This is a genomic window from Pseudomonas sp. W2Oct36, assembly GCF_041060465.1.
GTDB lineage: Bacteria > Pseudomonadota > Gammaproteobacteria > Pseudomonadales > Pseudomonadaceae > Aquipseudomonas > Aquipseudomonas graminis_B.
In genome coordinates this window covers 43,963-69,199 of the sequence record NZ_JAUERW010000007.1, presented here as the reverse complement: position 1 = coordinate 69,199, position 25,237 = coordinate 43,963, and the positions used below count along the sequence as shown (strand labels likewise).

The window sequence follows — 25,237 nt, the reverse complement described above, 5'->3', positions numbered from 1 at the left end:
ACATGAGCCAACGGCAAAAGATCCTGATCGTCGACGATGAGCCGGACATTCGCGAGCTGCTGGAAATCACGCTCGGTCGGATGAAACTGGACACCCGCAGTGCGCGCAACGTCAAGGAAGCGCAAGAGTGGCTGGCCCGCGAGCCGTTCGACCTGTGCCTGACCGACATGCGCTTGCCCGATGGCAACGGCCTGGAGTTGGTGCAACACATTCAGAAACGCCACAACCAGGTACCGGTGGCGATGATCACCGCCCATGGCAGCCTCGACACGGCGATCCATGCACTGAAAGCCGGCGCGTTCGATTTCCTGACCAAGCCGGTCGACCTGACACGCTTGCGTGAGTTGGTGTCCAGCGCCCTGCGCCTGCGCACCGCGCCTGCCGAAGAAAACCGCATTGACCATCGCCTGCTGGGCAGCTCCCCGCCGATGCAGGCGCTGCGCAAGCAGATCGCCAAACTGGCGCGCAGCCAGGCGCCGATCTACATCAGCGGCGAATCGGGCAGCGGCAAAGAACTGGTCGCCCGGCTTATTCATGAGCAAGGCCCGCGCGCCGAGCAGCCGTTTGTGCCGGTCAATTGTGGCGCGATCCCTTCAGAGCTGATGGAAAGCGAATTTTTCGGACATCGCAAAGGCAGCTTCACCGGCGCCCACGAAGACAAGCCCGGGCTGTTTCAGGTCGCCCACGGCGGCACCCTGTTTCTCGATGAAGTGGCTGATCTGCCGCTGGCGATGCAGGTGAAACTGCTCCGCGCGATCCAGGAAAAGTCCGTTCGCGCCATCGGCGGTCAGCAGGAGCAAGTGGTGGATGTTCGCGTGCTGTGCGCGACCCACAAGGACCTTAATCAGGAAGTGGCTGCCGGGCGTTTCCGGCAGGATTTGTATTACCGACTGAACGTCATCGAGCTGCGCGTGCCGCCGTTGCGCGAACGTCGCGAAGACATCGAAGAGATCGCCAACAGCGTACTGCGCCGCCTGACCGAGTACGCCGGTGAGCCAGCGACCGTCCTACCGCCCCATGCGCTGGCGGCCCTCAAGGGCTATCGCTTCCCCGGCAACGTGCGCGAGCTGGAAAACATGCTTGAGCGGGCATACACGCTGTGCGAAGACGATCAGATCGACACCGCGGACCTGCGCCTGGCCGAGCCATCACGCCCCGCCGAGGAGAACGGCCCGAGCCTGGCCAACATTGATAACCTGGAAGACTACCTGGAAAGCATCGAGCGCAAACTGATCCTGCAGGCGCTGGAGGAAACCCGCTGGAATCGCACGGCGGCAGCGCAGCGTTTGAATTTGACGTTCAGGTCGATGCGTTATCGGTTGAAGAAGTTGGGATTGGAGTGATGGATTACGCCGCGCTGGACAGGTCCCAAAAAGGGACCTATCGTTCCCTTTTTGGGACTTATCTAGACAGATCCCTATGAACATCGGCGACGCGCTCTTCACCACGACTCAGCAACGAGTGCTGGGCCTGCTCTTCGGCAATCCGGAGCGGAGCTTCTATACCAACGAAATCAGTCGCTGGGTCCAGGTCGGCAAAGGCAGCACAACTCGTGAGCTGGAGAAATTGCACTCAGCAGGTTTGCTGACCGCAACCCGGCAGGGCAACCAAATCCATTATCAGGCGAATCCTGAAAGTCCGGTGTACCCCGAACTGACTGGCCTTGTGCGCAAAACATTCGGCATCGCCGATCACCTTCGAGTGGAGTTGCTGCCTTTCGCAGACCAGATTCAGCGAGCGTTTATCTACGGCTCGGTTGCGAAAGGGACCGCCAACACATCCAGCGACCTAGATCTGATGCTGATCGGTGAAGGCGTCAGCTACAGCGAAGTGATGGAGCGTATGATCCCGCTCGAAGAGATGCTGGGCAGGCCCATCAACCCAACGCTCTACACGCCGTCGGACTGGAAAGCGAAGCTCGCCACCGGCAACAGCTTCGTGACCCGAGTGGCAGAGCAGGAAAAGATCGACATCATCGGAAGCGATTAGGGAGAACCCACGGAATGGGCAACGAGCCTTTGGCGAACTTGGTACGTACCGGCGGATTGAAAGCCGAGCCTGCTGACAAGAACGAATATCGGACTGGTCCGCTCGGCCCTTGATAGGCTGTTGGACGCTCATAATTCCGCTCTTTCATACGCCAGCCGTTTTGATCTGGCCTATAACGCTGCACACGCAATGGCGCTGTCGGCACTGCGCCTGAAAGGATACCGGTCGGACCGCCGCTATCTTGTGTTTCAGTGCCTTCCACACACGCTGAATCTGGATAAAGTGCAGGTACGGCTCTTTGCGCTTTGCCACGAGCGCAGAAACCTCGCTGAGTACGAAGGCTACATGGATATCGATGACGCGTTGCTTGCGGAGCTACTCACGAGTACCGAAGCACTTCGAGGGCTACTGGCGTCGGAGATGGCCGCTCATGGTTACAGTCTCCCCTCTGGCGCATAAGCCGCTTCATCAATAATCGGCCTTTCCCCGACCAGCAAATCCGTCAGCAACTGACACGAAGCCGGCGCCAGCACCAGGCCGTTGCGGTAATGGCCACAGTTGAGCCACAAGCCGTGATGATTCGGCACCGGCCCGATGAATGGAATGCCGTCAGGCGACCCCGGTCGCAACCCCGCCCAGTGCCTGACCACGTGCGCATCCGCCAGCGCGGGGATCAATTCGATCGCCGAAGCTTTCAAGCTTTCCAGAGCATTTTCAGTGGGGGTCTTATCAAAGCCTTCGTGTTCGAGCGTACTACCGATGAGGATATGCCCGTCACGCCGGGGGATGGCGTAACGGCCCTTGGCGAGGATCATGCTCGGCAGAAAGTCGGCGGCGCATTTGTAGAGAATCATCTGACCTTTGACCGGCTCAACAGGCAGCGCCAGCCCCAGTTTGCCAAGTAGATCCCCGCTCCATGCGCCGGCCGCCAGCACCACACTGTCGCCCAGCACATCGCCCCCGTCCGTCGTGACACCCAGGACGCGATCACCTTCGCGCACAAAGTCGATGACCTGGCAGTGCTCGCGAATCACCACGTTGGGCAATGCCAGTAACGCAGCCTTGAGCGACTTGACCAGACGCGGATTGCGGACGTTAGCGACGTCGGCCATGTGCACCGCTCGCGAATAGCCGCCGCCCATGACCGGCACGGCGTCGTAGACCGCAGAAATATCCACCGACGTCAGCGGACGATTCACACGCGCTGCCCATTCGAGCGCCTCAGCTTCGTCGTCCAAGTCCAGCCAGTAAAGGCCGGTTTTGTGGACTTGCGGATCGATGCCGGTCATTGCCAGCAAGCGCTCGGCGAGCTGTGGATAAAAATCCTGCGACCAGTGCGAGAGTGCCGTTACGGCGGGGCTGTAGCGCCACGGGTAAAGCGGAGACACAATGCCGCCACCGGCCCAGGAGGATTCCTGGCCGACTTCCGATCGGTCGATCAGCGTTACGCTTCGGACTTTGGAGGCGAGGTTGAAGGCGGTCAGAAGGCCGATGACGCCGCCGCCGATGATAATGATGTGTTGCCCGGACATGCTGAACCCAACCATCCACGAATTATATGCGCCGCAATCCGCCCGTCAGATGGCAATCAACCTGACGCGAACGCAGCCGAAGAAATACTGTGTGCCACCGGTCCGCCGAAAATTCCCGAACATCTACTACTTAGCGACTTAGGAGCTGAGTAGTATCACCATATTTCAATGCAAAAAATGGAATTTCCTTGATGGATCTCAGCTCTGGTCTGACGCGCCCGAATCCGCGTCGCAGCTGGCAATGTCCTGACAAGGGCGTTAATGGCGGGTTTACGTTGATCGAGCTGATCGTGACCGTAATGATCGTTGGCATTTTTGCCGCCATTGCGGTGCCGAGTTTCGTCAGCCTGATTCACCGCAGTAACGTGAGGGCAGGGGCCGATGAGCTTTATAACCTGCTGCAATACTCTCGAGCGGAAGCGGTGACTCGTAGTACGCCTGTCACCATTGCGGCCCCCGGGAGCAGTAGCGCCAACTGGGCGGGAGATCTCTCGGTCAAAACGACTCAGCAGACGCTGAGACAAATTGGCGCCTCGGGGCTGCAATCCGGTATCACGATTACGACCGCAGTGGGCAGCATTGCTTTCTCGCCGACAGGTACATCCTCTGCCACAGCCTGCTTCCAGGTCTCATACGCCAATGACGCCTCCGTTATACCGCAGTTTATCTCTGTGCAGTCCAGTGGACGCATCGCTCCTCCCGTCTCGACGCGCCCTGGGGGATGCTGATGAACGGTAGCTTCGCGCGCGGTCGCTCAGCTGGTTTCAGCATGATCGAAGTCCTGGTCAGCCTGCTCATTATTGTAGTGGGTGTGCTTGGCATGGTTGCCCTTCAAAGCAAGGCCATTCCCTACACTCAGGATTCTGTTCAGCGTAATACCGCGATCATGCTTGTGGACGATCTCGTCGAAATCATTCGCAGCGCACCCGCGGATTGCACCACCGGCAATTCATGCCTGAAGGCGCCGGGCGCCTCGTTCCCAAGTCCCGCTTCAGACTGCACACCTTCACCGTCAGCGCTGTCCGAGCAGATCGGTTGCTGGGCATCACGTGCAGGCACCATGTTGCCAGGCGCCGACAGCCTGCTTGACTCGGACAGCTTCTACATCTGCAAAACACCTACGCCAGGCGATGTATCAGCCTGCACGACCTCAAGCGCAACGAACGCCGATCTGGAGATTCAGGTTGCCTGGAAGGTCAAGAACGCCGCTGACTGCATGACCGGCTCCAGTCTCACGACGCCAGGTACCTGCACCTATCGCTTGAGGACACGCATCAAATGAAAGCCTTAGCTAACCGGCAAAAAGGCCTGTCACTGATCGAGCTAATGGTCGCGATGGTCATCGGCCTGCTCCTGATCCTCGGCGTGACTCAGATTTTCATCAGCAACCAGCGGACTTATCTTTTTCAGCAAGCGCAGATGGGCAATCAGGAAAATGGCCGTTTCACCTTGGCCATCCTGAGCCAGGAATTGTTGAAAGCCGGCTATCGCAGCAGCCTCGGCGCCGTAATTCCCGCCGACAACTCTCTGAGCGGCTGCAATTTTCCACTGGGCGCCTCCGTCGTGGCGATATCCGAATCCGCCTTGTGCGTTCAGTATCAGGCCACCAGCAAACTCGACGTCACCTGCCAGGGAACGGCCTTGGCGACGGGGGACAAAGACAGCATCACTGCACCCTATTCGGCGAAGCCGGTGCCGGCCACCGTGCGCCCGAAAATTGTCCAGAAAATAGCCTTCGATTCTGACAACAAAGCCATTACATGCACCAACGGCGCCATCACTCAGCAGCTCGTGAGCGGTGTCCAGGATCTGCGCTTTGAATATGGATCGGACCCTACTGACCCGAAAGCCGTCACCAAATACACTGCTACTGCGCCGACCGGTACCATTGCGGCGGTCCGTTACAGCGCTTTGATGCAGAGCTCGGGCACACCGATGATCCGGGATACAACCACGGATATTTCACTCGCGCTCAAAGACTGGAACGGGCGCTATGGCACCAGCTACAACGATACGAAAGGTATTTATCAAATTGTGCAGGGGACCATCATGATCCGGAATCAGATGCCATGAGGCCCCCGATCAATACGCTTGCGCGCTGGCAACACCGCAACCAGACCGGCGCCACTCTTCTGGTGGCGCTGATGATGCTGTTGATCATCACGTTGCTTGCACTTTCCAGCATGCGGGGGGTGTCGCTCGAATCCCGGATCACCGGTAACCTCAGGCTCCAGAAGACCCTGACCAACGCCGCCGAAGCGGGGCTCCGAATCGGTGAGCTGAGCATTAACCAGTGGCAATGCACTACGATCGCCGGCAATACGAACAAGCCCTGCATGCGTGTCCCGACGACCTTGGTAAACGGCGATTATCTACCGGCATTCACCGCCGCCAACAGCGCCAATATCAATTTGGTTACCACATATCAATACAACCCGGCCACCGGCAATAACGTCGAGATTGAATGGTATGTGACCGATTTGAAGTTCCTGGACGGTCAGGCGCAGAACAACTGTGCGCTTCTGGCCAGAGACTGCGGCCGTCACTATTACGAAATCACCGCCTGCGCTTCCAACGTCAGATGCTCCAGCGACACAACCACGCAACGCGTCATCCTTCGCACGGTTTTTGCCGTTTCCGACTCTTAAGCGCCTGCCAGACAGTGAACGACCATGAATAAGCCAATCACGCTCAGCAGTTTCATCGTAGCACTGGCCTGTCTGATCCTGCTGCCGTTCGGCGTGGCGTACGCTGCCGTGAGCCAGGTCCCCGCGCAGCTGCCGCTGTTCCTGAACAACTCCGTACCGCCGCTGAACATGCTGGTAGTGGGCCGCGACCACAAGTTGTTTTTCCCTGCCTATAACGACGCCTCCGACTTGGACGGTGACGGCTCTATCGATATTCGTTATAAGCCCTCAATTACTTACCTGGGCTATTTCGATTCACTCACGTGCTACAGCTACAACAATGGTTACTTCTCGGCGCAGTCGAAAACGACAGTTGCGAACCTCAAAAAATGCCCGGGAAACTGGAGCGGTGATTACCTTAATTACCTGACGACCTCACGCGCCGATGCGCTGCGCAAAGTGCTCTATGGCGGCTATCGCGAGGTAGACACCACCTCGCAGACCATTCTTACCCGCGCCTATATTTCGACCGACGCGCACACGTGGGGCAAGGAGTACTCAAGCCGTAACGTGGATGGTTACGACCTGTCGGACTACACCCCGCTGTCGAATCCCAGTGCCGGCAACTACACGCTCTTCGCCAACAACACACAGAGCAGCGCGCCGTTGCTGCGCGTGCTATCCAATGTGTCGAACATTCGCATCTTTGGCTGGGTATCTCGGGAAGTGACCCAGGGCGGGTCCAAGGCAACCAATACCAACTTTAGCGACGTCGATGTTTCCCCCACCAACTACCAGGTACGGGTCGAGGTCTGTAAATCAGGCTTCATCGAAAGCAACTGCAAGCTCTATCCCAATGGCACCTATAAACCCACAGGCATCCTTCACGATTACGGTGAAGGCAACCAGATGTACTTCGGACTTGTAACGGGCACCTACCAGAACAATATTCAGGGAGGTGTAGTCCGCAAGGCGATGGGCAGCTTCTCGGCCGAGATCGATGCCTCGACGGGAATCTTTGGCACACAGGACAGAAACGGCAACTACGTGAAAGGCGCTATCATCGGGACGCTGGACGGGCTGAGGCTCAGCACCACCGGTTGCAATATCTACGTCACGCCCATGCCGAACGCCAACTGCCCGAACTGGGGGAATCCGCTCGGCGAAATGATGTTTGAGACCATGCGCTACTTCAGCGGCGAGACTACTCCCACCGCTAATTACAAATCCGGGAATGCTGACACCAGCGGCGGCTTGAGCCTGACCAGCGTCACGACGTGGAGCAACCCTTATTCGGCGACGCCGAACGCAGCCGCTACACCGCCAACTTATCCGAGTTGCTCCAAGCCATTCGAGACACTTTTCAGTGACGTAACACCCAGTTATGACTCTGACTTGCCTGGCAGCAAATACACAATAAACGCGGCCCCAGGCAGTTCCGCTGCGCTGACCAATCTAGACGTAAATGCGCTTGGACAGACGATCTGGAACACGGATGTGGGTGGCAGCAAAAACATAAATATCGGCCAGACACTAGGCGCTAGCGATCAGGCGCCGACTGCAAAAGCAGCGTCCAGTCTGGGTAACATCAGGGGGTTGCCGGAAGAGCCCACCAAAGAGGGCACTTTCAACGCAGCGGCAGTGGCTTATTTCGCCAACACCAACCCGATTACCTCTCTAGGTAATCAAAAGGTCCAGACCTTCTCCATCGCACTCTCGTCGACGCTACCGCGGATTCAAATGCCCGTCGGCACGGGCTCAATCACGCTGGTGCCATTTGGCAAAGTGGCGAGCAGCGGCATTACCGAGCAAATCACCGGCTTTTATATCGATTCGCTGTACAACATGACTGGCCAGCCCACCAACGCCAATATCAACGGCGGCCGGGCGCAGGCGGTTTTCCGGGTGGTGTTCGACGACTGCGGTCAGGGCTGCGATTACGACATGGACGCCATTGTGCTCTATACCGTCGCGGTCAACGCCCTCGGCACGCTGGATGTGACGCTGCAGACCGTCTACTCGGTATCGGGCGCCGAGTCGCACATGGGCTATACCATTTCCGGCACCACCACCGACGGTATTTATCTGGAGGTGACAGGGGGGGCCAACGGAAACCTTCACTACTCGCTCGATACGCCCGGTACGAGACTTCCCGGTGCATGCGCAACATCAACCGCGACCTGCAACAACACGGCCGACCTGCTCCCGGGACGCAAAGACCAAAACCAGGCGGTATCACCTTCATCCCGGGGCGATACCCATACCCGCAGGTTCGTCGCCTCGCCAACGACCTCCATAACTAACCTGCAGGATCCATTGTGGTACGCGGCCAAGTGGGGCGGCTTCGGCGGCCCGACCAACACCAGCAGCAGCCTGCCGGTGGCGGGACAGTGGGATTCGACAAAATCGGGCACGCCTAACAATTACTTTCTGGTGACCAACGCCTCGACCCTCAAGCAACAGCTCGACGCCGCCTTCAACCAGATTCTGCAAACCAATAACTCGGTGGCGACACCGGCAGTGGTCCCTGCGCTCGGCACCAGCAATGCGGCCGCGACGTATTTGAACAGCCTCAATGTCGCCACCTGGAGCGGCGACCTAATCAAGACCACCACCACGATCAACAAAGCGGATGGCAGCACCAGCAGCGTGCAGAACTGGTCTGCCTCGCAGGTGGTGCCTACATGGAGTTCGCGCAACATCCAGATGGCAGGCACGACCACTAACGGCCTGCAGGCGTTCACGTATGCCAACCTGGCGAACCGTACCTACGCCGGCATCAACTTGCAGACGACACTAACGTCCGATCAAGTGGACTTCGTGAAAGGTGACACCAGTAAAGCCACCTCTACATACCGCCGCCGCGCTTCGCTGATCGGTGACTTGGTCAACTCTTCGCCAGTGGTGGTGGACACATCCCTCTATGACGCATCCGTTGCCGATACCCTTGATGGGCAGAGCGGCGCCTACGGGACGTTCCAGACGACCCAGAGCACTCGACGCGGGCAAGTCTACGTTGGCGCCAACGATGGGATGTTGCATGCGTTCGATACCCTGACCGGCGTCGAAAAGTTCGCATTCATTCCCACGGCAGTGATCTCGAACCTCAATGCATTGACCAATAAGGATTACAACTCCAACTCCGCTCTCCATCGTTTTTTCGTCGACAGCACGCCGGTCGTCGCAGACGTATACTTTGGCAGCGCGTGGCACACGATTCTGGTGGGCACGCTGGGTGCGGGCGGGCGAGAAATCTTTGCGCTGGACATCACCAACCCCGACAGCATCAGCCTGCTCTGGGAGTTCACATCACAGAACGACGTGGATCTAGGCTCAAGTTTTTCCGTTCCTGTAATCGCCAAGCTGCACTCCGGAGAATGGGGCGTCATAGTCGGCAATGGCTACAGCGGTAACAACGGCAATGCATCACTGTTCATCCTCAATGCCGCCACAGGTGCCACGATCAGCAAGTTGACCACCTCGGTGACCGGCAACAACGGGCTGTCTTCTCCCGTGGTGCTGGACGCAAACGCCGACGGCTATGCAGATTACGTGTACGCCGGGGACCTGCTTGGCAACCTATGGCGCTTTGACCTGATTGCAAGTTCGCTGACGGCAAACGCCACAGCGAGCAACTACAAAGTAGCGTTTGGCAACAAACCGCTCTACACCGCGACCGCGAGCGATACGGCCGGGGCCGCCGTGCAGTCCATTACCGCACCACCGACGGTCGTAGCACATCCGACTGCAGCGGGAACGATCGTGTTGTTCGGAACGGGGCGCTATTTCGCGACGGCCGACAAGGCCAGCACCGACCTGCAGACCTTGTACGGCATCTGGGATAAACAAACGGTCGGCGCCGCAGCATCGTCAACGCCAACGTTAACGCGGGGCAGCCTTCAGGCTCAGACGATTACGTCGCAGGCCAATAACGTCAGTTTTGCGGGAACCAGTAACGATGTCCGCATCGTGAGTAATAACACCGTGGACTGGACCGCCAAGTCGGGCTGGTATCTCGACCTTGCCGTGGGCAACACGCTTCTGGGTGAGCGGCTGGTCGACCCGCTGGTCCTCAGCGGCAGCGTATTGTTTGCATCGACGCGAACGCCGGTTACCGACGTGTGCAGCCCGGGCGTCACAGGATGGCTATATGGCCTTGATCCGACCACGGGAAGTCGCACGGCTTTCACCGTATTCAACCTTCGACGCAATGGCACCATCTCAAGCGCTGACAACTACAACGACACCGTCGTCAGCGGGATGAGCATCAGCGCCGGGGGTGTAGACGTTGGCAGCATCGGTGGCAGCAAGTACTCGACTGATTCGAGCGGCGAACCCACCGCCGTCAACACCGGAACCGCTTTCAATGGCCGCCAGAACTGGCGCGTTATTCCATACACTCCATGAGGCTGTACTTAATGCATTGTTCAAACCGCTCTCAACGCGGCTTCACGCTGATCGAGTTGATGATTACCGTCGCCATCGTTGCCATCCTAGCGGCAATCGCTTATCCGTCCTACACCAAATACGTCCAGCGCGGTTATCGCTCCGAAGGGATAGTGATGCTCAATGACGCCGTGGCCCGAATGGAGCGGTACTACGCTCAGAACAATACGTATGCGGTTACCAATCTCACCGCGTTGGGTTTTGCCAGCACGCAGCCGCTCTCACAAACCGGCAAATACCAGTTGAGCGTTACAGCGAATGCGACGGCATATTCGTTCACGGCCGCACCTCGGGATCAGCAAACGCAAGATGCATGCGGAGCATTAACTATTGATCAACTCGGGAACAAAACCTCGGCTGGCGGCACCGACTGCTTTAAATAAGCACTATCGCCCCCAACACCCCGCCACACTGGCAGCCCCTGACATCCCGAGATTGTCGCGCTTGCCAGTGTTTTCCAGCACAAAATTCCCACACGCATCGCCCGCCATCATTCCTCCGCCAACCGGCGAAGCGGTCAGCGTGAACGTCCGCTCCTTGCGCTCAGCCCCTATCCGATAAAACGCATTCCCCATCGACACCTCATGACTAAACGCCGGAGGCCCGCTGACGTCCGAGTATTGCCCTGCCCGTGAATGAAACCGCTCAAGCTTCTGCGCCTCTTCAACCAGCACCCCGGCGATCTCCGAGCGGCGGGTTTTCCGGGTGTATTCGCTGTATTGCGGATACGCGACGGCGGCGAGAATCGCGACGATGGCGATGGCAATCAGCAGCTCGATCAGGGTGAAACCCGCGGATGGTCTGTTCATTGCCGCTGCCGCCACATCACGCGACGCTCCTCGGTGTGAATGCTTTCGATCACGGTGCGTGAGTCGCCCTCAATGCCGATGGCCGTCACGCGGTACAGGATCCGAAACTGACCGTCTCCGCCACCGGGCGGCTGATCGGTTTGGCCGACATGCTGAATGCCGTAGAAACCACCGCGCGTCGCGACCCAATCCACACCCGACGCCCCGCCCGTTCCGCTTTTGGAAAGTGTCAGCGCATCAGGCGGAGGCAAACATCTCGCTGGCGACGAACAGGCCGGCAGTGAAAACCCGGATGACAGGATGTTTGATTCAGCAATGCGCAGCGCTGTCTCGGCGGACTGAAACGACGCATCACGCCGTTTGAGCGTGCCCGCCACTTTTTCCTGGAGGGTGGCGTTCTGCATCGACGATGTCGCCAAGAGGGTCAGCAACAGCAGGAACACCAGGCTGACGATCAACACCGCGCCACGTTGTGGATTCATATTCATGTGATCACCCCAGCCGATTACGGAGGGCGGCAACGACGTCGATGGTCTGTTCCTGCGCCCGATCTGCGGGGTCGAACAGTGTCAGGGTCAGCCGTACACTGCGGATCAACGAGGGTTCGGCGGTGGCCGCGTACCGCGCAACGGAGCGGTCATTGATCGAACCGGCAACGCCGAACAGCACGCTGAATGCGCGCACGTTGCTGACCAGGGGCTGGCCATTCAGCGACAGCTCATTGCGGGCCTTGTTGAAGCGATACACCTGCTTGTGAATGGGCATCGCGGTCTCATGTCCGGCGAGCCGGGGCGCCCGGCCGTTGGAGTACGCGGTGGCGGATGACACGCAGTCGGTGTGAATGACCCAGGTCGACCAGCCTCTGCCCTCCCCGGTTCCGGCGGTGGCGAGGCTCAGTGTCTGCGAGCTCGCGTCCCAGTGGATCGGCGCTTCAAACGCTTTGGAAAAGCCATTGCCGACGCTGGCGTCGTCGACTTTCCCCAAACAGCCGAACATGCCCACTAGCCGCACTTCCTGGACCATTTTGCTGAGCACGAATCGCGCGTCTTCCTGCAGGCTGGCGGACGATGTCTGACTGGCATAGCTGCTTTTTGAGCTGATGAATATCTGCGCCAAGACCAGCGACATCACCAATCCCAACACCAGCGCCAGCATAACTTCGACGAGGCCAAAGCCTTTCTCCAAAGGCCTCATGGTCGTGCGCCCCGCTCGGCAGATACATCTGCGGTCAACGTCAGCGTCTGCTTCTGTGCGGCCTCCTGGCTGGCGCGGGAATCGTCCCACTTCAATGTAACGGTCACGCTCGATCCCGACACCGCAATGGATGCCTCGGCATCGTCACCGACCGCGCGTTTCAACTGCGTCGCGAAGTCGTACAGGTCTTGCTGGCGTGGAACGCCGACACTGCCGGACGATGGCGCCTGACTCAGCGAAGCCAGCGCATAACTGGTGCCCGGATTGGCGCGGATTCGCTCAAGAAGATCATGAGCGATGAAACTGACGTGCATGCTGCGCATCGAGCTGTCGGTGTACTTCAGCGCGTTGAGCTGCAGCATCGCCACACCCAATATGCCAACGCTGAAGATCAGCAGCGCAACCAGCACTTGGATCAATGTCATCCCTGATTGCATCGCCTTTCCTGCCATCGCCCACCTCTGCCGTCCGCTGTGCAGGCACCAGTGAAGTCGATGCGCAGCGGTTTGCCCGAAGGATGTGTAACGGCGGCTTGCAGACATACCGGCTGACAATCGAACCGGTTGTCAGCGCAACGGAGCAGGTGTTTGCTTGAGCGCCGAACTCAACGGAAGACGCTCGTGAAACAGCAAGGATTGACGCTGATTGAACTGCTGGCAGGGTTGGTGATTGTGGGTATCGTCGCGACGCTCGCTATCCCCGCCTTCGGCCAGTTGATCGACTCACAACGACGTCAGGACACGGCTCAGCAACTGGCCAGCGGGCTGCGAATGGCTCGCACAGAGGCGATTCTGCGCAGTCAGCCGGTGGTGATACAGGCCCTTGAAAAGGACTGGAGCCGAGGCTGGAACGTGTTCGTCGACAGCAACCGCAACCAGCTCAGAGACGAGGGGGAGCTGTCGCTGGCCGAGTTCGCCAGCCACCGTAACGTCAGGGTGGTGGGCAACAGCAAAGTGGCCGTGCGCATTGGTTTCGATAATACGGGGCGGCTGCTGAACAACGCCAACGGGACACTGGCGGTGTGCCTCAGAGACACACCTGCCAGCCACTACCAGTTGGTGATTGCGGTGACCGGCAGGGTCACGCTGCGATCCGAGGGATTCAGCAGCGAGCCCTGCGCATGATGCGGTTACGGAATGACCGGATTACAGCAGCGACTTGACGCGCAATTCCTTGGGCATCGAGAAGGTGATGTTTTCCTCGCGCCCGGCCAGCTCGTCTTCGCCGGTCGCACCCCAGGCGTGCAGCTGCTGGATCACGCCACGCACCAGCACCTCGGGCGCCGAAGCACCGGCGGTAATGCCGATGCGGCCCACGCCGTCGAACCAGCTGCGCTGCATGTCTTCGGCACCATCAATCAGATAGGCAGGGGTCGACATGCGTTCAGCCAGTTCACGCAGGCGATTGGAGTTGGAGCTGTTCGGGCTGCCGACCACCAGCACCACGTCGCACTCATCGGCCAGGACCTTGACCGCATCCTGACGGTTTTGCGTGGCGTAACAGATGTCGTCCTTGCGCGGGCCACCAATGGCCGGGAATCGTGTGCGCAGGGCGTCGATGACCCGGCTGGTGTCGTCCATCGACAGCGTCGTCTGGGTCACGAAGGCAAGGTTCTCAGGATTGCTCACCTGGAGGTTGGCGACGTCTGCTTCGTCTTCGACCAGATAAATCGCGCCGCCATTGCTGGCGTCGTACTGCCCCATCGTGCCCTCGACCTCAGGGTGGCCGGCGTGCCCAATGAGGATGCACTCGCGGCCATCACGGCTGTAGCGCGCGACCTCGATATGCACTTTGGTCACCAGCGGACAGGTGGCGTCGAACACCTTCAGGCCGCGACCTGCCGCCTCGGTGCGCACCGCCTGCGACACGCCGTGGGCACTGAAAATCACGATGACGTCGTCCGGCACCTGATCGAGCTCTTCGACGAAGATCGCGCCACGGCTGCGCAGGTCTTCGACGACGAATTTGTTATGAACCACTTCATGGCGCACGTAGATCGGCGGGCCAAACACTTCCAGCGCGCGATTGACGATTTCGATCGCACGGTCCACCCCGGCGCAGAAGCCACGTGGGTTGGCGAGTTTGATTTGCATGATGTGCCTCGTGTCTACGCGCAATGAAACATATAAACGAAAAGGCCCCGAACAGTGCCGGGGCCAGGCGCTCTGGCGATGCTCAGAGTGCCTTCACCTCGAAAATTTCCACTTCGAAGGTCAACGTCTTGCCCGCCAGCGGGTGATTGAAATCGACGGTGACCTGATCATCGTCCATCGATTTCACCACGCCCGGCAGCTCGGTGTTCGCCGCATCGTTGAAGATCACCAGCAGCCCTTCCGACAGCTCCATATTCTGGAACTGCGAACGGGGCATGACCTGCAGATTTTGCGGGTTCGGCTGACCGAAAGCGTTTTCCGGCGGCACTTGAAGCGTGCGTTTGTCACCGGCTTTGAAGCCAAAGATCAGCGCCTCAAAGCCCGGAAGCAGGCTGCCATCGCCGACCTTAAAAGTCGCCGGCGCCTTGTCAAACGTGCTGTCGACGGTGTCGCCGTTTTCCAGGTGCAGCGCGAAATGCAGGGTGACTTCCGTGTTCTGACCGATGCGTGTTTCCTGAGTAGCCTGTTCGGTCATCAACTGATCAGTCATTGACGGTCTCTCCGGTTTTCTTGCTCTTGAACATGTCCAGAGCCAGCATGATCGCGCCAACGGTAATGGCGCTGTCCGCGACATTGAAGGCCGGGAAGCCGTGTTCTTTCCAATGCACGAATATGAAGTCTATGACATGGCCGATGAAGATTCGGTCATACAGATTGCCGAGCGCCCCGCCCAATATCAGGGCAAGGGCAATCGCCAGCCAGGTTTCGTCGCGTCCGAGCCGCTTGAGCCAGACCACCAGCACCCCACTCACCACGACCGCGATCAGCGCAAACAACCAGCGCTGCCAGCCGGAACTGTCGGCCAGGAAGCTGAACGCAGCCCCGGTGTTGTAGGCCAGCATCCAGCTGAAGTAGTCAGGAAGGATGACGATCTGCTCGTACAACTCCAGGCGGTTTTCGAAGTAGAACTTGCTGGCCTGGTCAATGACCACCACCAGCACGCTCAACCACAACCAACCCAGTCGGCCCATACGGCCAGCCGATGCATTAGGCATAGTGACGAACCTCGCCTGCGCCGCTGATGTTGTCGACGCAACGACCGCAGATTTCCGGATGCTCGGGATTGACCCCGACGTCCTCGCGGTGATGCCAGCAGCGCGCGCACTTGGCGTGGCCGGATTTGACGACCTTGAGTTTCAAACCAGCCACTTCGGTGACCACCGCATCGGCAGGCGCGCTGACGAAAGGCGCGACGCTGGCCGTTGAGGTGATCAGCACGAAACGCAGCTCGTTGCTCAGCTTGGACAGATCCGCCACCAGCGCGTCTTCGGCGTACAGCGTGACTTCGGCTTGCAAGTTGCCGCCAATGGCTTTGGCCGCGCGCAGGTTTTCCATTTCCTTGTTGACCGCCACCTTCACCGCCATGATCCGCTCCCAATAGGCGCGATCAAGCTCGAAGCCTTCAGGCAGTTCGCTCAGCTCGGTATACCAGGTGTTGAGCATGACCGACTCGTTACGCTCGCCCGGCAAGTACTGCCACAGTTCATCGGCGGTGAACGCCAGGATCGGTGCGATCCAGCGAACCAGCGCTTCGGAGATGTGGAACAGCGCAGTCTGGCAAGAGCGGCGCGCCGTGCTGTTGGCACCGGTGGTGTACTGGCGGTCCTTGATGATGTCCAGATAGAAGCCACCCAATTCCTGAACGCAGAAGTTGTGCACCTTCGAGTAGACGTTCCAGAACCGATATTCGCCGTAGTGCTCTTCCAGTTCACGCTGCAACAGCAGGGCGCGATCCACCGCCCAGCGGTCCAGCGCCAGCATCTCTTCGGCTGGCAGCAAGTCGGTGGCCGGGTTGAAGCCGGTCAGGTTCGAGAGCAGGAAGCGCGCGGTGTTGCGGATGCGTCGATACGCATCTGCGCTGCGCTGCAGAATGGTGTTGGAAACGGCCATTTCGCCGGAGTAATCGGTCGCCGAAACCCACAGGCGCATGATGTCCGCGCCCAGTGTGTCGTTGACGGTCTGCGGCGCGATGACGTTGCCCAGCGACTTGGACATCTTGCGGCCGTTCTCGTCCACGGTGAAACCGTGGGTGAGCAATTCACGGTACGGCGCGTGATTGTCGATGGCGCAACCGGTCAGCAGCGACGAGTGGAACCAGCCGCGATGCTGGTCCGAGCCTTCGAGGTAAAGGTCGGCGCGTGGACCGCTTTCGTGGCCCATCGGGTGGGAGCCGCGAAGGACGTGCCAGTGCGTGGTGCCGGAATCGAACCAGACGTCCAGAGTGTCGGAGATCTTGTCGTAGTGCGGCGCTTCGTCACCCAGCAGCTCGGCAGCGTCCATCTTGAACCAGGCTTCGATGCCTTCCTGCTCGACGCGCTGAGCGACTTCTTCCATCAGCTCAACGGTGCGCGGGTGCAGCTCGCCGCTTTCCTTGTTCAGGAAAAACGGGATCGGCACGCCCCAGTTGCGCTGACGGGAGATGCACCAGTCAGGACGGTTGGCGATCATCGAGTGCAGGCGCGCCTGCCCCCATGCCGGGACGAATTTGGTTTCTTCGATGGCCTTCACGGCGCGGTTGCGCAGGGTGTCACCCGACGTCGGCTGCTTGTCCATGCCGACGAACCACTGCGCGGTGGCGCGGTAGATCAGCGGCGTCTTGTGGCGCCAGCAGTGCATGTAGCTGTGGGTGATGGTTTCGGTGTGCAGCAACGCGCCGACTTCGGTCAGCTTGTCGATGATTGGCTGGTTGGCCTTGAAGATGAACTGGCCACCGAAGAACTCCAGCGACGGGCTGTACACGCCGTTGCTCTGCACCGGACTGATGATGTCGTCGTTGGTCAGGCCGTAGCTTTTGCAGATCACGAAGTCGTCGACGCCATAGGCCGGCGAGCAGTGAACGACACCGGTGCCCGCGCCCAGCTCGACATAGTCGGCCAGATAGATGGGCGAAAGACGATCGTAGAACGGATGACGGAAATTGATCAGCTCGAGCGCCGAACCTTCGGCCGTCGCCAGCACCGAACCTTCAAGGTTCCATCGCTTCAGGCAGGGCTCAACCAGCTCTTCAGCCAGCACCAGCAGGCGCTCGCCGGTATCGACCAGTGCGTAGGTGAATTCCGGGTGAACGTTGAGCGCCTGGTTTGCCGGGATGGTCCACGGGGTGGTGGTCCAGATCACGATGGCAGCAGGTTTGCCCAGACTTGGCAGACCGAAGGCGGCAGCCAGCTTGTCGGCATCGGCCACCGGGAAGGCGACGTCGATGGTGGACGATTTCTTGTCCTGATATTCAACTTCCGCTTCAGCCAATGCAGAGCCGCAATCGAAACACCAGTTGACCGGCTTCAGGCCCTTGAAGACGAAGCCGTTCTTGACCATCTCAGCCAACGCGCGGATTTCACCGGCTTCGTTGGCGAAGTCCATGGTGCGGTACGGGTTGTCCCAGTCGCCCAGCACACCCAGGCGGATGAACTCGGCTTTCTGCCCTTCGATCTGCTCGGCCGCGTAGGCACGGCACAGTTCCCGGGTCTTGTCCGCAGGCAGATTCTTGCCGTGGGTGACTTCGACCTTGTGCTCGATCGGCAGACCGTGGCAATCCCAGCCCGGGACATAAGGCGCGTCGAAGCCGGAAAGGGTCTTCGAGCGAACGATCATGTCCTTGAGAATCTTGTTGACCGCATGACCGATGTGGATATTGCCGTTGGCGTACGGAGGCCCGTCGTGCAGCACGAACTTGGGCCGATCCTTGCCAATTTCGCGCAGCTTCTGGTACAGGCCAATGCTGTCCCAGCGCTGCAGAGTTTGCGGCTCGCGCTGGGGCAGGCCGGCCTTCATCGGGAAGGCGGTGTCCGGAAGATTAAGCGTGGCTTTGTAGTCGGTCATTTCAGGCTCTAAAGTTTAGCGGTTGGTCGTGCCAGTGGGCACGAGCGGCAGCGACATCCGCATCGATCGCCGTCTTGAGCGCCTCAAGGGAGGCAAAGCGCTGCTCATCACGCAGCTTGTGGTGGAATACCACCGTCAAACGCCGGCCATAGATATCGCCGGTAAAATCCAGAAGGTGAATCTCCAGATGGGGACGTCCATCGCCCGCCACGCTGGGACGCACGCCAATGTTGGCGACGCCCGGCCATACCTTGCCATCGATCTGCGCGCTGACCAGGTAGACACCGGTCAATGGCACGCGACGACGTTTGAGTTGCACGTTGGCCGTGGGCGTACCCAACTGACGCGCCAGTTTCTGGCCATGCAGTACGCGGCCAGAGATTTCGAACGGGCGGCCCAGTAAATGCTCGGCCAGGGTGAAGTCTGCGGCGGCCAACGCGGTGCGCACCTTGGTGCTGCTGACGCGGACGCCATCGATTTCAACGGTCTGCGCCGCTTCGACGGTGAAGCCCTTTTCGGCGCCGACTGTTTGCAGGAAATCGAAATCGCCCACGCGGTCACAGCCAAAACGGAAGTCGTCACCCACCTCCAGGTGTTTCACACCCAGGCCATCGATCAGCACGGTGTCGACAAACTCGGATGCACTGAGCTTGCTGAAGCGCTGATTGAAGGCCAGACACAACACCAGATCAACGCCCTCGCCAGCCAGCAGATCGAGCTTGTCGCGCAGCCGGGCCAGACGGGCCGGCGCAGTGTCGGGAGCGAAGAACTCACGCGGTTGCGGTTCGAAAATCACTACACAGCTGGGCAGGCCCAGCTCGACGGCGCGTTCACGCAGTCTCGCCAGGATAGCCTGATGACCCCGGTGTACACCGTCGAAATTGCCAATGGTGGCGACGCAGCCCCGGTGCTGCGGGCGCAGATTGTGAAGGCCTCGAACCAGCTGCATAACGCGCTTCTTGCTCATAAAGTGGCCGATTATAACCACACACCGCCGTCTACGACAGGCGACACATCCGGGCAAACCACAACAATCGACGTTAACCGGCAGAAAACGACGACTGATCCTACAGGATCGCCTTGCGAGCGAAATGCCTGACCCGGAAACCCAGCAACAGCAAAGTGCCGAAATACGTCACGACACCTGCCAGTACCAGCGCGCCGAGGCGCAGGAATCGCTGCAGCATCTCGCCGTCTGACCAAGCGGGCATCACATGCATCAGGCCCAGCAGCACGGCGGACATCGCCACCACCGCGATAGTCAGCTTGCCCAGGAACATCGGCCAACCCGGCTGCGGCTGAAACAGGTCCTGCTTGCGCAACTGCCAGAACAACAGCAACGCATTGAGGCAAGCCCCGACACTGATCGCGAGCGCTAAACCGGCGTGTGCCAGATGGATGACATAGACGAAAAGCACATTGAACAGCTGAGTCACTATGAGGGTGAAGATCGCGATTTTCACCGGCGTGCGGATATTTTGTTGAGCATAAAAGCCCGGCGCGAGCACCTTGATCACGATGATGCCCAGCAGTCCCACCGAGTACGCGACCAGCGCACGCTGGGTCATCGCAGCATCCACGGCGTCGAACTTGCCGTACTGGAACAGCGAAACTGTTAGCGGCTCGGCAAGCAGCCCGAGCGCCAGGGTGCACGGCAGCACCAACAGGAAACACAAGCGCAGGCCCCAGTCGAGAATCCGCGAATATTCATGGCGATCCCGGCTGGCGTAGGTTTTCGAGAGAATCGGCAGCAGAATCGTCCCCAACGCCACGCCGAGCACCCCGGAAGGCAGTTCCATCAGGCGGTCGGCGTAATACATCCAAGACACGGAACCGGCGACAAGAAACGAGGCGAATATGGTGTTGATGATCAGCGAAATCTGACTGACGGACACCCCGAGCATGGCCGGCAGCATCTGCTTCATCACCCGCCAGACACCGGTGTCCCGCAGGTTGAGTCGCGGCAGCACCAGCATGCCGATCTTTTTCAGGTGCGGCAGCTGATAAAGAAGCTGCAGCAAACCGCCCGCCAGCACAGCCCAGCCCAGCGCCATCACGGGTGGGTGGAAATAGGGCGTAAGGAACAGGGCGAAGAAGATCATCGCCAGATTGAGCAGCGTCGGCACGAACGCAGGTACGGAGAAGCGATTCCACGTGTTGAGGATAGCGCCGGCCAGTGATGACAGCGAAATGAGCAATATATAAGGAAAGGTCACCCGCAGCAGGTCCGAGGTCAGCTGGAACTTCTCCGGCGTATCGGCAAAACCCGGCGCGGTGGCCCAGATGACCCACGGGGCAAATACGACGCCCAGCACCGTGACGATCGCCAGGGCCAAGGTCAGCAGGCCGGTGACATACGCGACAAATGTGCGGGTTGCCTCTTCGCCCTGTTGGCTCTTGTATTCCGCCAGGATGGGAACGAAGGCCTGGGAAAAAGCGCCCTCGGCAAAGATCCGGCGCAGCAGATTGGGCAGCTTGAAGGCGATAAAGAAGGCGTCAGTGGCCATGCCGGCACCGAAAGCGCGCGCGATGATGGTGTCGCGGACAAAGCCCAGCACCCGCGAAAGCATCGTAATAGAGCTCACGGCGGCAAGCGATTTGAGTAGATTCATCGAAAGGTTATACGCCTGACCAAAGGAAGCGCCAAAGCGCGTTCCATATATGCGATACTCCGCGCCGCAAAACAGCTCAGAGCCAAAGCCCGCGAGTTTACAGGTCGCACGCCGGAAAGAAATCACCTCGGCACCACACTGCGACCACTCAGCGGAACGCATCAACTGCCCTTGACAAGTGTCAAACTCATCGGCATGATTCGCGGCCTATTTTGTTAGCTATTTCCCAAGTCTTTCGAGGAGCTCGACGGTGGCCAACACACCTTCCGCCAAAAAACGTGCAAAACAGGCTGAGAAGCGTCGCAGCCACAACGCCAGCATGCGTTCCATGGTTCGTACCTACATCAAGAATGTAGTTAAAGCCATCGACGCTAAAGACGCTGAAAAAGCGCAAGCTGCTTATGTTCTGGCTGTGCCAGTTATCGACCGTATGGCCGATAAAGGCATCATCCACAAGAACAAAGCTGCTCGCCATAAAGGTCGCCTGAATGGCCACATCAAGGCTCTGAACCTTGCTGCTGCAGCCTAAGCGATTCGCTTGTTAAAAAACCGACCCCAGGGTCGGTTTTTTATTGCCTTCGATTTGCCTCTGCAGCTTCAAGGTGCCGGCGCAGGTGTCCATGGCAGGATCGGGATCGCGGTCACGGCATTCTGCGGACTGCCCTCGATGACCTTATCGCTGTAAACGAGGTAGACCAGCGTATTGCGTTTCTTGTCGAGGAATCGCACGACCTGCATCGTCTTGAACACCAGCGAAGTCCGCTCCTTAAACACTTCGTCGCCATCCTTCAATTGCTCCTTGAAGTGAATGGGACCGACCTGCCGGCACGCGATGGACGCTTCGGCACGATCTTCAGCCAGGCCCAGACCACCCTTCACCCCACCGGTTTTCGCGCGAGACAGATAGCACGTCACACCGTCGACCTTGGGGTCGTCGAATGCTTCGACCACAATTCGATCGTTAGGACCGACCATCTTGAACACAGTTGATACCTGGCCGATCTCTTCAGCCGATGCCAGCAACGGCAACATCAGCAACGCGCCTACCAGCCCTTTCATGACTCGCATGTATGCTTCCTTCTTTTGATGATGCACTTCAGACCAGAATCAGGTTGTCACGGTGCACGAGTTCAGGCTCGGCCATGTAACCCAGCTCCTTGACGATGGCGTCAGAGGGCAGACCGATGATCTTCTGCGCTTCGAGCGCGCTGTAATTGGTCAGCCCGCGGGCGATCTCGCGACCGTCAGCCGCCACGCAGACCACCATTTCGCCGCGGCGAAAGCTGCCCTGCACCAGCTTGACGCCGACCGGCAGCAAACTCTTATGGCTTTGGGTCAGCGCCTTTACCGCACCCTCGTCCAGCACCAGCGTGCCACGGGTTTGCAGATGCCCGGCCAGCCATTGCTTGCGAGCCGCGAGCATTTCTCGCTCCGGGGACAGCAACGTGCCCAATCGCTCACCCGCCTTCAGCCGCGCCAGGACGCGCTCTATGCGGCCACCCACAATCACGGTGTGCGCACCGGAACGGGCGGCGAGTCGCGCCGCACGCAACTTGGTCTGCATGCCGCCACGACCCAGCGCACCGCCGGTGCCGCCAGCCACCGCATCAAGGGCGGGGTCATCGGCGCGCGCTTCATAAATGAGCTGCGCCTCGGGATTATTGCGAGGATCGGCGTCGAACATGCCGTCACGGTCGGTCAGGATGACCAACAGATCAGCTTCAACCAGGTTGGCCACCAGAGCCGCCAACGTGTCGTTGTCGCCGAAACGGATCTCGTCGGTGACGACGGTGTCGTTTTCGTTGATGACAGGGATGACTCCCAGCTCAACCAAAGTACGCAACGTGCTTCGGGCGTTCAGGTAGCGCTTGCGATCGGACAGATCGTCGTGAGTGAGCAAAATCTGCGCAGTATGCCGTTGATGCTCGGCGAAGCTGGATTCCCACGCCTGCACAAGACCCATCTGACCGATTGCTGCAGCGGCCTGAAGCTCATGCATGGCGCTCGGTCGCGCAGTCCAGCCCAGACGGCTCATCCCGGCCGCTACTGCGCCGGATGAAACAAGGACCAGTTCGACACCCGCCTCATGCAGGGCCACCATCTGCTCGACCCAAACACCCATCGCGTTGCGATCCAGACCCTTGCCGTCCGCCGTCAGCAGCGCACTTCCGATCTTCACCACCCAACGCTGGGCACCTGTCACCTTGCTCCGCATGATCTTTCAACCTTAAGCCAGAGAGTCCGAATTCTAGATACTAAAACGCCGCTTCAAGAGCGGCGTCGTAGTTTACTTCAGTCGATCAGTCGCGGACGTAAATGATTTCCGGACCATCTTCGTCTTCCACGTCTTCCTCATCCCAATCGTCATCGCCGATGTCATGTACGCTCTTCACGCCGCTACGGCGCAAGGCACGCTGATCATCCAGCGCCTGCAACTGGGCGCGAGCTTCGTCTTCGATGCGTTGATCCAGCTCAGCCAGCTCGGCAGCGTAGGCCGGGTCATTGGCCAGACGATCAGCACGGTCTTCGAGATAGCGCATGATGTCGTGGGTCAGGCGATCGGTGCCTTCTTTGGCGATGGCCGAGATCACGTAGACAGGGCCGGTCCACTCCAGACGATCAATGATCTCCTGCTTGCGGGCCTCATGCTCTTCTTCGAGGATCTGGTCGCACTTGTTCAGGACCAGCCAGCGATCGCGGTCGGCCAGCGCAGGGCTGAACTTGACCAGCTCGTTGACGATGACTTCAGCGGCATCCGGCGCACTGCTTTCATCCAGCGGTGCCATGTCAACGAGGTGCAGGAGCAGACGTGTCCGGGCCAGGTGTTTGAGGAAGCGAATCCCCAAGCCTGCACCATGGGAAGCACCTTCGATCAGGCCGGGAATATCGGCGACGACAAAGCTCTTCCAGCGATCGACGCTGACGACACCCAGGTTCGGGACAAGCGTGGTGAACGGGTAATCAGCGACCTTTGGCTTGGCAGCCGATACCGAGCGAATGAACGTGCTCTTGCCGGCATTCGGCAAACCGAGCAGACCGACGTCAGCCAGCACTTTCAGCTCAAGCTTGAGGTCACGCTGCTCACCCGGCTTGCCGGGCGTGATCTGACGCGGCGCGCGGTTGGTACTGGATTTGAAACGCGTGTTGCCCAGACCGTGCCAGCCGCCATGGGCCACCAGCAGACGCTGGCCGGCCTTGGTCAGGTCGCCGATGACTTCCTGGGTGCCGGCGTCGATCACAGTCGTGCCGACCGGCACACGCAACACCAGCTCTTCACCCTTGCGACCGGTGCAGTCGGTGCTGCCGCCGTTCGAGCCGCGTTCGGCGTCGAAGTGACGGGTGTAGCGGTAGTCGACCAAGGTGTTGAGGTTTTCGTCGGCAATCATGTAGATCGAGCCGCCGTCACCGCCGTCACCACCGTTAGGACCACCGTTCTCGATGAATTTCTCGCGACGGAAGCTCATGCAACCGTTACCGCCATCACCGGCCTTTACTCGAATGGATACTTCATCAACAAATTTCATAGCGCACGCCTCCCGTCACAAAGACGAGCAAACAACATAAATTCATAAGGCTCTTGCAAAGATGAGCGTTGCGATACCGATCAAAAACCAGCGACTTCACACCACAACGGCCCACACAAACAGCTTTGCAAGAGACTCACCGGAAACAGACCCTTCTACAAACGAAAAAGCCCTGTCATCGACAGGGCTTTTCAGCTCAGGAGGTATGAAGGTCAGGCCCTCATACCCCCTGAACGCAAGATTATGCCGCGACTTCAGTCTTTGGCACGATGCTTACATAGCGACGACCGAAGGCGCCTTTAACCTGGAACTTGATCACGCCTTCGACTTTAGCGAACAGGGTGTGATCTTTGCCCATACCAACGCCGTAGCCAGCGTGGAATTGGGTGCCGCGCTGACGCACGATGATGTTGCCCGGAACGATAACCTGGCCGCCATACATCTTCACGCCAAGGCGTTTGGCTTCTGAGTCGCGACCGTTACGGGTACTACCACCAGCTTTTTTGTGTGCCATGAGTCAATTCTCCTAGTG

The 25,237-nt window shown here is 59.2% G+C and carries 25 protein-coding genes and 1 pseudogene; 11 read left to right on the top strand and 15 right to left on the bottom strand.

Annotation, left to right across the window (positions count from 1 at the left end; translation table 11 throughout):
* Nucleotides 1-2: 2 nt before the first annotated feature.
* The 3 genes and pseudogenes from QWI18_RS12080 to QWI18_RS12070 all read left to right on the top strand — a co-directional run bounded on the left by QWI18_RS12080 (nucleotide 3) and on the right by QWI18_RS12070 (nucleotide 2,448).
* Complete coding sequence (locus QWI18_RS12080; RefSeq protein WP_369318917.1) at nucleotides 3-1,343, top strand: sigma-54-dependent transcriptional regulator; 1,341 nt, start codon at nucleotides 3-5, stop codon at nucleotides 1,341-1,343.
* Nucleotides 1,344-1,419: 76 nt separating this feature from the next.
* Nucleotides 1,420-1,989 (top strand): nucleotidyltransferase domain-containing protein, encoded by a 570-nt coding sequence (locus QWI18_RS12075; RefSeq protein ID WP_192133138.1) that lies wholly within the window; start codon nucleotides 1,420-1,422, stop codon nucleotides 1,987-1,989.
* Between the two features lie 14 nt (nucleotides 1,990-2,003).
* A pseudogene (locus tag QWI18_RS12070) lies at nucleotides 2,004-2,448 on the top strand (hypothetical protein).
* Here QWI18_RS12070 and thiO read toward each other — a convergent pair.
* A complete protein-coding gene (gene thiO / locus QWI18_RS12065; protein WP_369318916.1) occupies nucleotides 2,424-3,521 on the bottom strand; it encodes a glycine oxidase ThiO in 1,098 nt (365 codons plus the stop codon). The pseudogene QWI18_RS12070 and the gene thiO overlap by 25 nt on opposite strands.
* 191 nt (nucleotides 3,522-3,712) lie before the next feature.
* Here thiO and QWI18_RS12060 point away from each other — a divergent pair, with 191 nt between their 5' ends.
* Genes QWI18_RS12060 through QWI18_RS12035 form a run of 6 tightly spaced genes read left to right on the top strand, consistent with a single transcriptional unit; the run spans nucleotide 3,713 to nucleotide 10,977 of the window.
* Nucleotides 3,713-4,249 (top strand): GspH/FimT family pseudopilin, encoded by a 537-nt coding sequence (locus QWI18_RS12060; protein WP_369318915.1) that lies wholly within the window; start codon nucleotides 3,713-3,715, stop codon nucleotides 4,247-4,249.
* Entirely contained in the window at nucleotides 4,243-4,803 is a 561-nt protein-coding gene (gene pilV, locus QWI18_RS12055) for a type IV pilus modification protein PilV (RefSeq protein WP_369318914.1), read from the top strand. The genes QWI18_RS12060 and pilV (QWI18_RS12055) overlap by 7 nt, the downstream gene beginning before the upstream one ends.
* Complete coding sequence (locus tag QWI18_RS12050; RefSeq protein ID WP_369318913.1) at nucleotides 4,800-5,594, top strand: PilW family protein; 795 nt, start codon at nucleotides 4,800-4,802, stop codon at nucleotides 5,592-5,594. Before pilV (QWI18_RS12055) ends, QWI18_RS12050 begins: the two co-directional genes overlap by 4 nt.
* Entirely contained in the window at nucleotides 5,591-6,169 is a 579-nt protein-coding gene (locus QWI18_RS12045) for a PilX N-terminal domain-containing pilus assembly protein (RefSeq protein WP_369318912.1), read from the top strand. The genes QWI18_RS12050 and QWI18_RS12045 overlap by 4 nt, the downstream gene beginning before the upstream one ends.
* 24 nt (nucleotides 6,170-6,193) lie before the next feature.
* Nucleotides 6,194-10,555, top strand: coding sequence for a pilus assembly protein (locus tag QWI18_RS12040; protein ID WP_369318911.1), 4,362 nt, complete (start codon nucleotides 6,194-6,196; stop codon nucleotides 10,553-10,555).
* Nucleotides 10,556-10,566: 11 nt separating this feature from the next.
* Entirely contained in the window at nucleotides 10,567-10,977 is a 411-nt protein-coding gene (locus tag QWI18_RS12035) for a type IV pilin protein (protein ID WP_065987665.1), read from the top strand.
* 3 nt (nucleotides 10,978-10,980) lie between these two features.
* Here QWI18_RS12035 and QWI18_RS12030 read toward each other — a convergent pair whose 3' ends face one another.
* The 4 genes from QWI18_RS12030 to pilV (QWI18_RS12015) are packed head-to-tail and all read right to left on the bottom strand — an operon-like array spanning nucleotide 10,981 to nucleotide 13,022.
* Nucleotides 10,981-11,403, bottom strand: coding sequence for a type IV pilin protein (locus tag QWI18_RS12030; protein ID WP_369318910.1), 423 nt, complete (start codon nucleotides 11,401-11,403; stop codon nucleotides 10,981-10,983).
* A complete protein-coding gene (locus QWI18_RS12025) occupies nucleotides 11,400-11,891 on the bottom strand; it encodes a PilX N-terminal domain-containing pilus assembly protein (protein WP_369318909.1) in 492 nt (163 codons plus the stop codon). The genes QWI18_RS12030 and QWI18_RS12025 overlap by 4 nt, the downstream gene beginning before the upstream one ends.
* A 4-nt stretch (nucleotides 11,892-11,895) precedes the next feature.
* Nucleotides 11,896-12,597: a PilW family protein gene (locus QWI18_RS12020; RefSeq protein WP_369318908.1), complete on the bottom strand. Its 702-nt coding sequence runs from the start codon at nucleotides 12,595-12,597 to the stop codon at nucleotides 11,896-11,898.
* A complete protein-coding gene (gene pilV, locus QWI18_RS12015; RefSeq protein WP_369318907.1) occupies nucleotides 12,594-13,022 on the bottom strand; it encodes a type IV pilus modification protein PilV in 429 nt (142 codons plus the stop codon). Before pilV (QWI18_RS12015) ends, QWI18_RS12020 begins: the two co-directional genes overlap by 4 nt.
* Before the next feature lie 195 nt (nucleotides 13,023-13,217).
* Between pilV (QWI18_RS12015) and QWI18_RS12010 the strand changes: the two genes are divergently transcribed.
* Nucleotides 13,218-13,721, top strand: a complete 504-nt coding sequence (locus tag QWI18_RS12010) for a GspH/FimT family pseudopilin (protein ID WP_192133158.1) — start codon at nucleotides 13,218-13,220, stop codon at nucleotides 13,719-13,721.
* 21 nt (nucleotides 13,722-13,742) lie between these two features.
* Here the strand turns inward: QWI18_RS12010 and ispH are convergent, their stop codons facing one another.
* The 6 genes from ispH to murJ form a co-directional block, all read right to left on the bottom strand.
* Nucleotides 13,743-14,690 carry a 4-hydroxy-3-methylbut-2-enyl diphosphate reductase gene (gene ispH / locus QWI18_RS12005; RefSeq protein ID WP_065987671.1) on the bottom strand — a complete coding sequence of 316 codons (948 nt, stop codon included), beginning with the start codon at nucleotides 14,688-14,690 and terminating at the stop codon, nucleotides 13,743-13,745.
* An 82-nt stretch (nucleotides 14,691-14,772) separates the two neighbouring features.
* Complete coding sequence (fkpB, locus tag QWI18_RS12000; protein WP_065987706.1) at nucleotides 14,773-15,225, bottom strand: FKBP-type peptidyl-prolyl cis-trans isomerase; 453 nt, start codon at nucleotides 15,223-15,225, stop codon at nucleotides 14,773-14,775.
* A 7-nt stretch (nucleotides 15,226-15,232) separates the two neighbouring features.
* A complete protein-coding gene (lspA, locus tag QWI18_RS11995) occupies nucleotides 15,233-15,745 on the bottom strand; it encodes a signal peptidase II (RefSeq protein WP_065987672.1) in 513 nt (170 codons plus the stop codon).
* On the bottom strand, nucleotides 15,738-18,569 hold the full coding sequence (gene ileS / locus QWI18_RS11990; protein ID WP_369318906.1) for an isoleucine--tRNA ligase: 2,832 nt from the start codon (nucleotides 18,567-18,569) through the stop codon (nucleotides 15,738-15,740). The genes lspA and ileS overlap by 8 nt, the downstream gene beginning before the upstream one ends.
* A gap of 1 nt (nucleotide 18,570) precedes the next feature.
* Nucleotides 18,571-19,518: a bifunctional riboflavin kinase/FAD synthetase gene (ribF, locus tag QWI18_RS11985; RefSeq protein WP_369318905.1), complete on the bottom strand. Its 948-nt coding sequence runs from the start codon at nucleotides 19,516-19,518 to the stop codon at nucleotides 18,571-18,573.
* 118 nt (nucleotides 19,519-19,636) lie between these two features.
* A complete protein-coding gene (gene murJ / locus QWI18_RS11980; protein WP_369318904.1) occupies nucleotides 19,637-21,181 on the bottom strand; it encodes a murein biosynthesis integral membrane protein MurJ in 1,545 nt (514 codons plus the stop codon).
* Between the two features lie 250 nt (nucleotides 21,182-21,431).
* Here murJ and rpsT point away from each other — a divergent pair, with 250 nt between their 5' ends.
* Entirely contained in the window at nucleotides 21,432-21,710 is a 279-nt protein-coding gene (gene rpsT, locus QWI18_RS11975; RefSeq protein WP_037015424.1) for a 30S ribosomal protein S20, read from the top strand.
* Nucleotides 21,711-21,778: 68 nt separating this feature from the next.
* Here rpsT and QWI18_RS11970 read toward each other — a convergent pair whose 3' ends face one another.
* The 4 genes from QWI18_RS11970 to rpmA form a co-directional block, all read right to left on the bottom strand.
* Nucleotides 21,779-22,249, bottom strand: a complete 471-nt coding sequence (locus QWI18_RS11970) for a CreA family protein (protein WP_108118986.1) — start codon at nucleotides 22,247-22,249, stop codon at nucleotides 21,779-21,781.
* Between the two features lie 28 nt (nucleotides 22,250-22,277).
* On the bottom strand, nucleotides 22,278-23,396 hold the full coding sequence (gene proB, locus QWI18_RS11965) for a glutamate 5-kinase (RefSeq protein WP_065987677.1): 1,119 nt from the start codon (nucleotides 23,394-23,396) through the stop codon (nucleotides 22,278-22,280).
* 85 nt (nucleotides 23,397-23,481) lie between these two features.
* On the bottom strand, nucleotides 23,482-24,705 hold the full coding sequence (gene cgtA, locus QWI18_RS11960; protein WP_369318903.1) for an Obg family GTPase CgtA: 1,224 nt from the start codon (nucleotides 24,703-24,705) through the stop codon (nucleotides 23,482-23,484).
* Nucleotides 24,706-24,946: 241 nt separating this feature from the next.
* On the bottom strand, nucleotides 24,947-25,219 hold the full coding sequence (rpmA, locus tag QWI18_RS11955; protein ID WP_037015434.1) for a 50S ribosomal protein L27: 273 nt from the start codon (nucleotides 25,217-25,219) through the stop codon (nucleotides 24,947-24,949).
* Nucleotides 25,220-25,237 lie beyond the last annotated feature (18 nt).

Excerpts from the sequence above, each read along its gene's own strand:
- QWI18_RS12080 (WP_369318917.1), top strand. The coding sequence starts at position 3 with ATGAGCCAACGGCAAAAGATCCTGATCGTCGACGATGAGCCGGACATT.
- QWI18_RS12075 (WP_192133138.1), top strand. The coding sequence starts at position 1,420 with ATGAACATCGGCGACGCGCTCTTCACCACGACTCAGCAACGAGTGCTG.
- thiO (WP_369318916.1), bottom strand. The coding sequence starts at position 3,521 with ATGTCCGGGCAACACATCATTATCATCGGCGGCGGCGTCATCGGCCTT.
- QWI18_RS12060 (WP_369318915.1), top strand. The coding sequence starts at position 3,713 with ATGGATCTCAGCTCTGGTCTGACGCGCCCGAATCCGCGTCGCAGCTGG.
- pilV (WP_369318914.1), top strand. The coding sequence starts at position 4,243 with ATGCTGATGAACGGTAGCTTCGCGCGCGGTCGCTCAGCTGGTTTCAGC.
- QWI18_RS12050 (WP_369318913.1), top strand. The coding sequence starts at position 4,800 with ATGAAAGCCTTAGCTAACCGGCAAAAAGGCCTGTCACTGATCGAGCTA.
- QWI18_RS12045 (WP_369318912.1), top strand. The coding sequence starts at position 5,591 with ATGAGGCCCCCGATCAATACGCTTGCGCGCTGGCAACACCGCAACCAG.
- QWI18_RS12040 (WP_369318911.1), top strand. The coding sequence starts at position 6,194 with ATGAATAAGCCAATCACGCTCAGCAGTTTCATCGTAGCACTGGCCTGT.
- QWI18_RS12035 (WP_065987665.1), top strand. The coding sequence starts at position 10,567 with ATGCATTGTTCAAACCGCTCTCAACGCGGCTTCACGCTGATCGAGTTG.
- QWI18_RS12030 (WP_369318910.1), bottom strand. The coding sequence starts at position 11,403 with ATGAACAGACCATCCGCGGGTTTCACCCTGATCGAGCTGCTGATTGCC.
- QWI18_RS12025 (WP_369318909.1), bottom strand. The coding sequence starts at position 11,891 with ATGAATATGAATCCACAACGTGGCGCGGTGTTGATCGTCAGCCTGGTG.
- QWI18_RS12020 (WP_369318908.1), bottom strand. The coding sequence starts at position 12,597 with ATGAGGCCTTTGGAGAAAGGCTTTGGCCTCGTCGAAGTTATGCTGGCG.
- pilV (WP_369318907.1), bottom strand. The coding sequence starts at position 13,022 with ATGACATTGATCCAAGTGCTGGTTGCGCTGCTGATCTTCAGCGTTGGC.
- ispH (WP_065987671.1), bottom strand. The coding sequence starts at position 14,690 with ATGCAAATCAAACTCGCCAACCCACGTGGCTTCTGCGCCGGGGTGGAC.
- fkpB (WP_065987706.1), bottom strand. The coding sequence starts at position 15,225 with ATGACCGAACAGGCTACTCAGGAAACACGCATCGGTCAGAACACGGAA.
- lspA (WP_065987672.1), bottom strand. The coding sequence starts at position 15,745 with ATGCCTAATGCATCGGCTGGCCGTATGGGCCGACTGGGTTGGTTGTGG.
- ileS (WP_369318906.1), bottom strand. The coding sequence starts at position 18,569 with ATGACCGACTACAAAGCCACGCTTAATCTTCCGGACACCGCCTTCCCG.
- ribF (WP_369318905.1), bottom strand. The coding sequence starts at position 19,518 with ATGCAGCTGGTTCGAGGCCTTCACAATCTGCGCCCGCAGCACCGGGGC.
- murJ (WP_369318904.1), bottom strand. The coding sequence starts at position 21,181 with ATGAATCTACTCAAATCGCTTGCCGCCGTGAGCTCTATTACGATGCTT.
- QWI18_RS11970 (WP_108118986.1), bottom strand. The coding sequence starts at position 22,249 with ATGCGAGTCATGAAAGGGCTGGTAGGCGCGTTGCTGATGTTGCCGTTG.
- proB (WP_065987677.1), bottom strand. The coding sequence starts at position 23,396 with ATGCGGAGCAAGGTGACAGGTGCCCAGCGTTGGGTGGTGAAGATCGGA.
- cgtA (WP_369318903.1), bottom strand. The coding sequence starts at position 24,705 with ATGAAATTTGTTGATGAAGTATCCATTCGAGTAAAGGCCGGTGATGGC.
- rpmA (WP_037015434.1), bottom strand. The coding sequence starts at position 25,219 with ATGGCACACAAAAAAGCTGGTGGTAGTACCCGTAACGGTCGCGACTCA.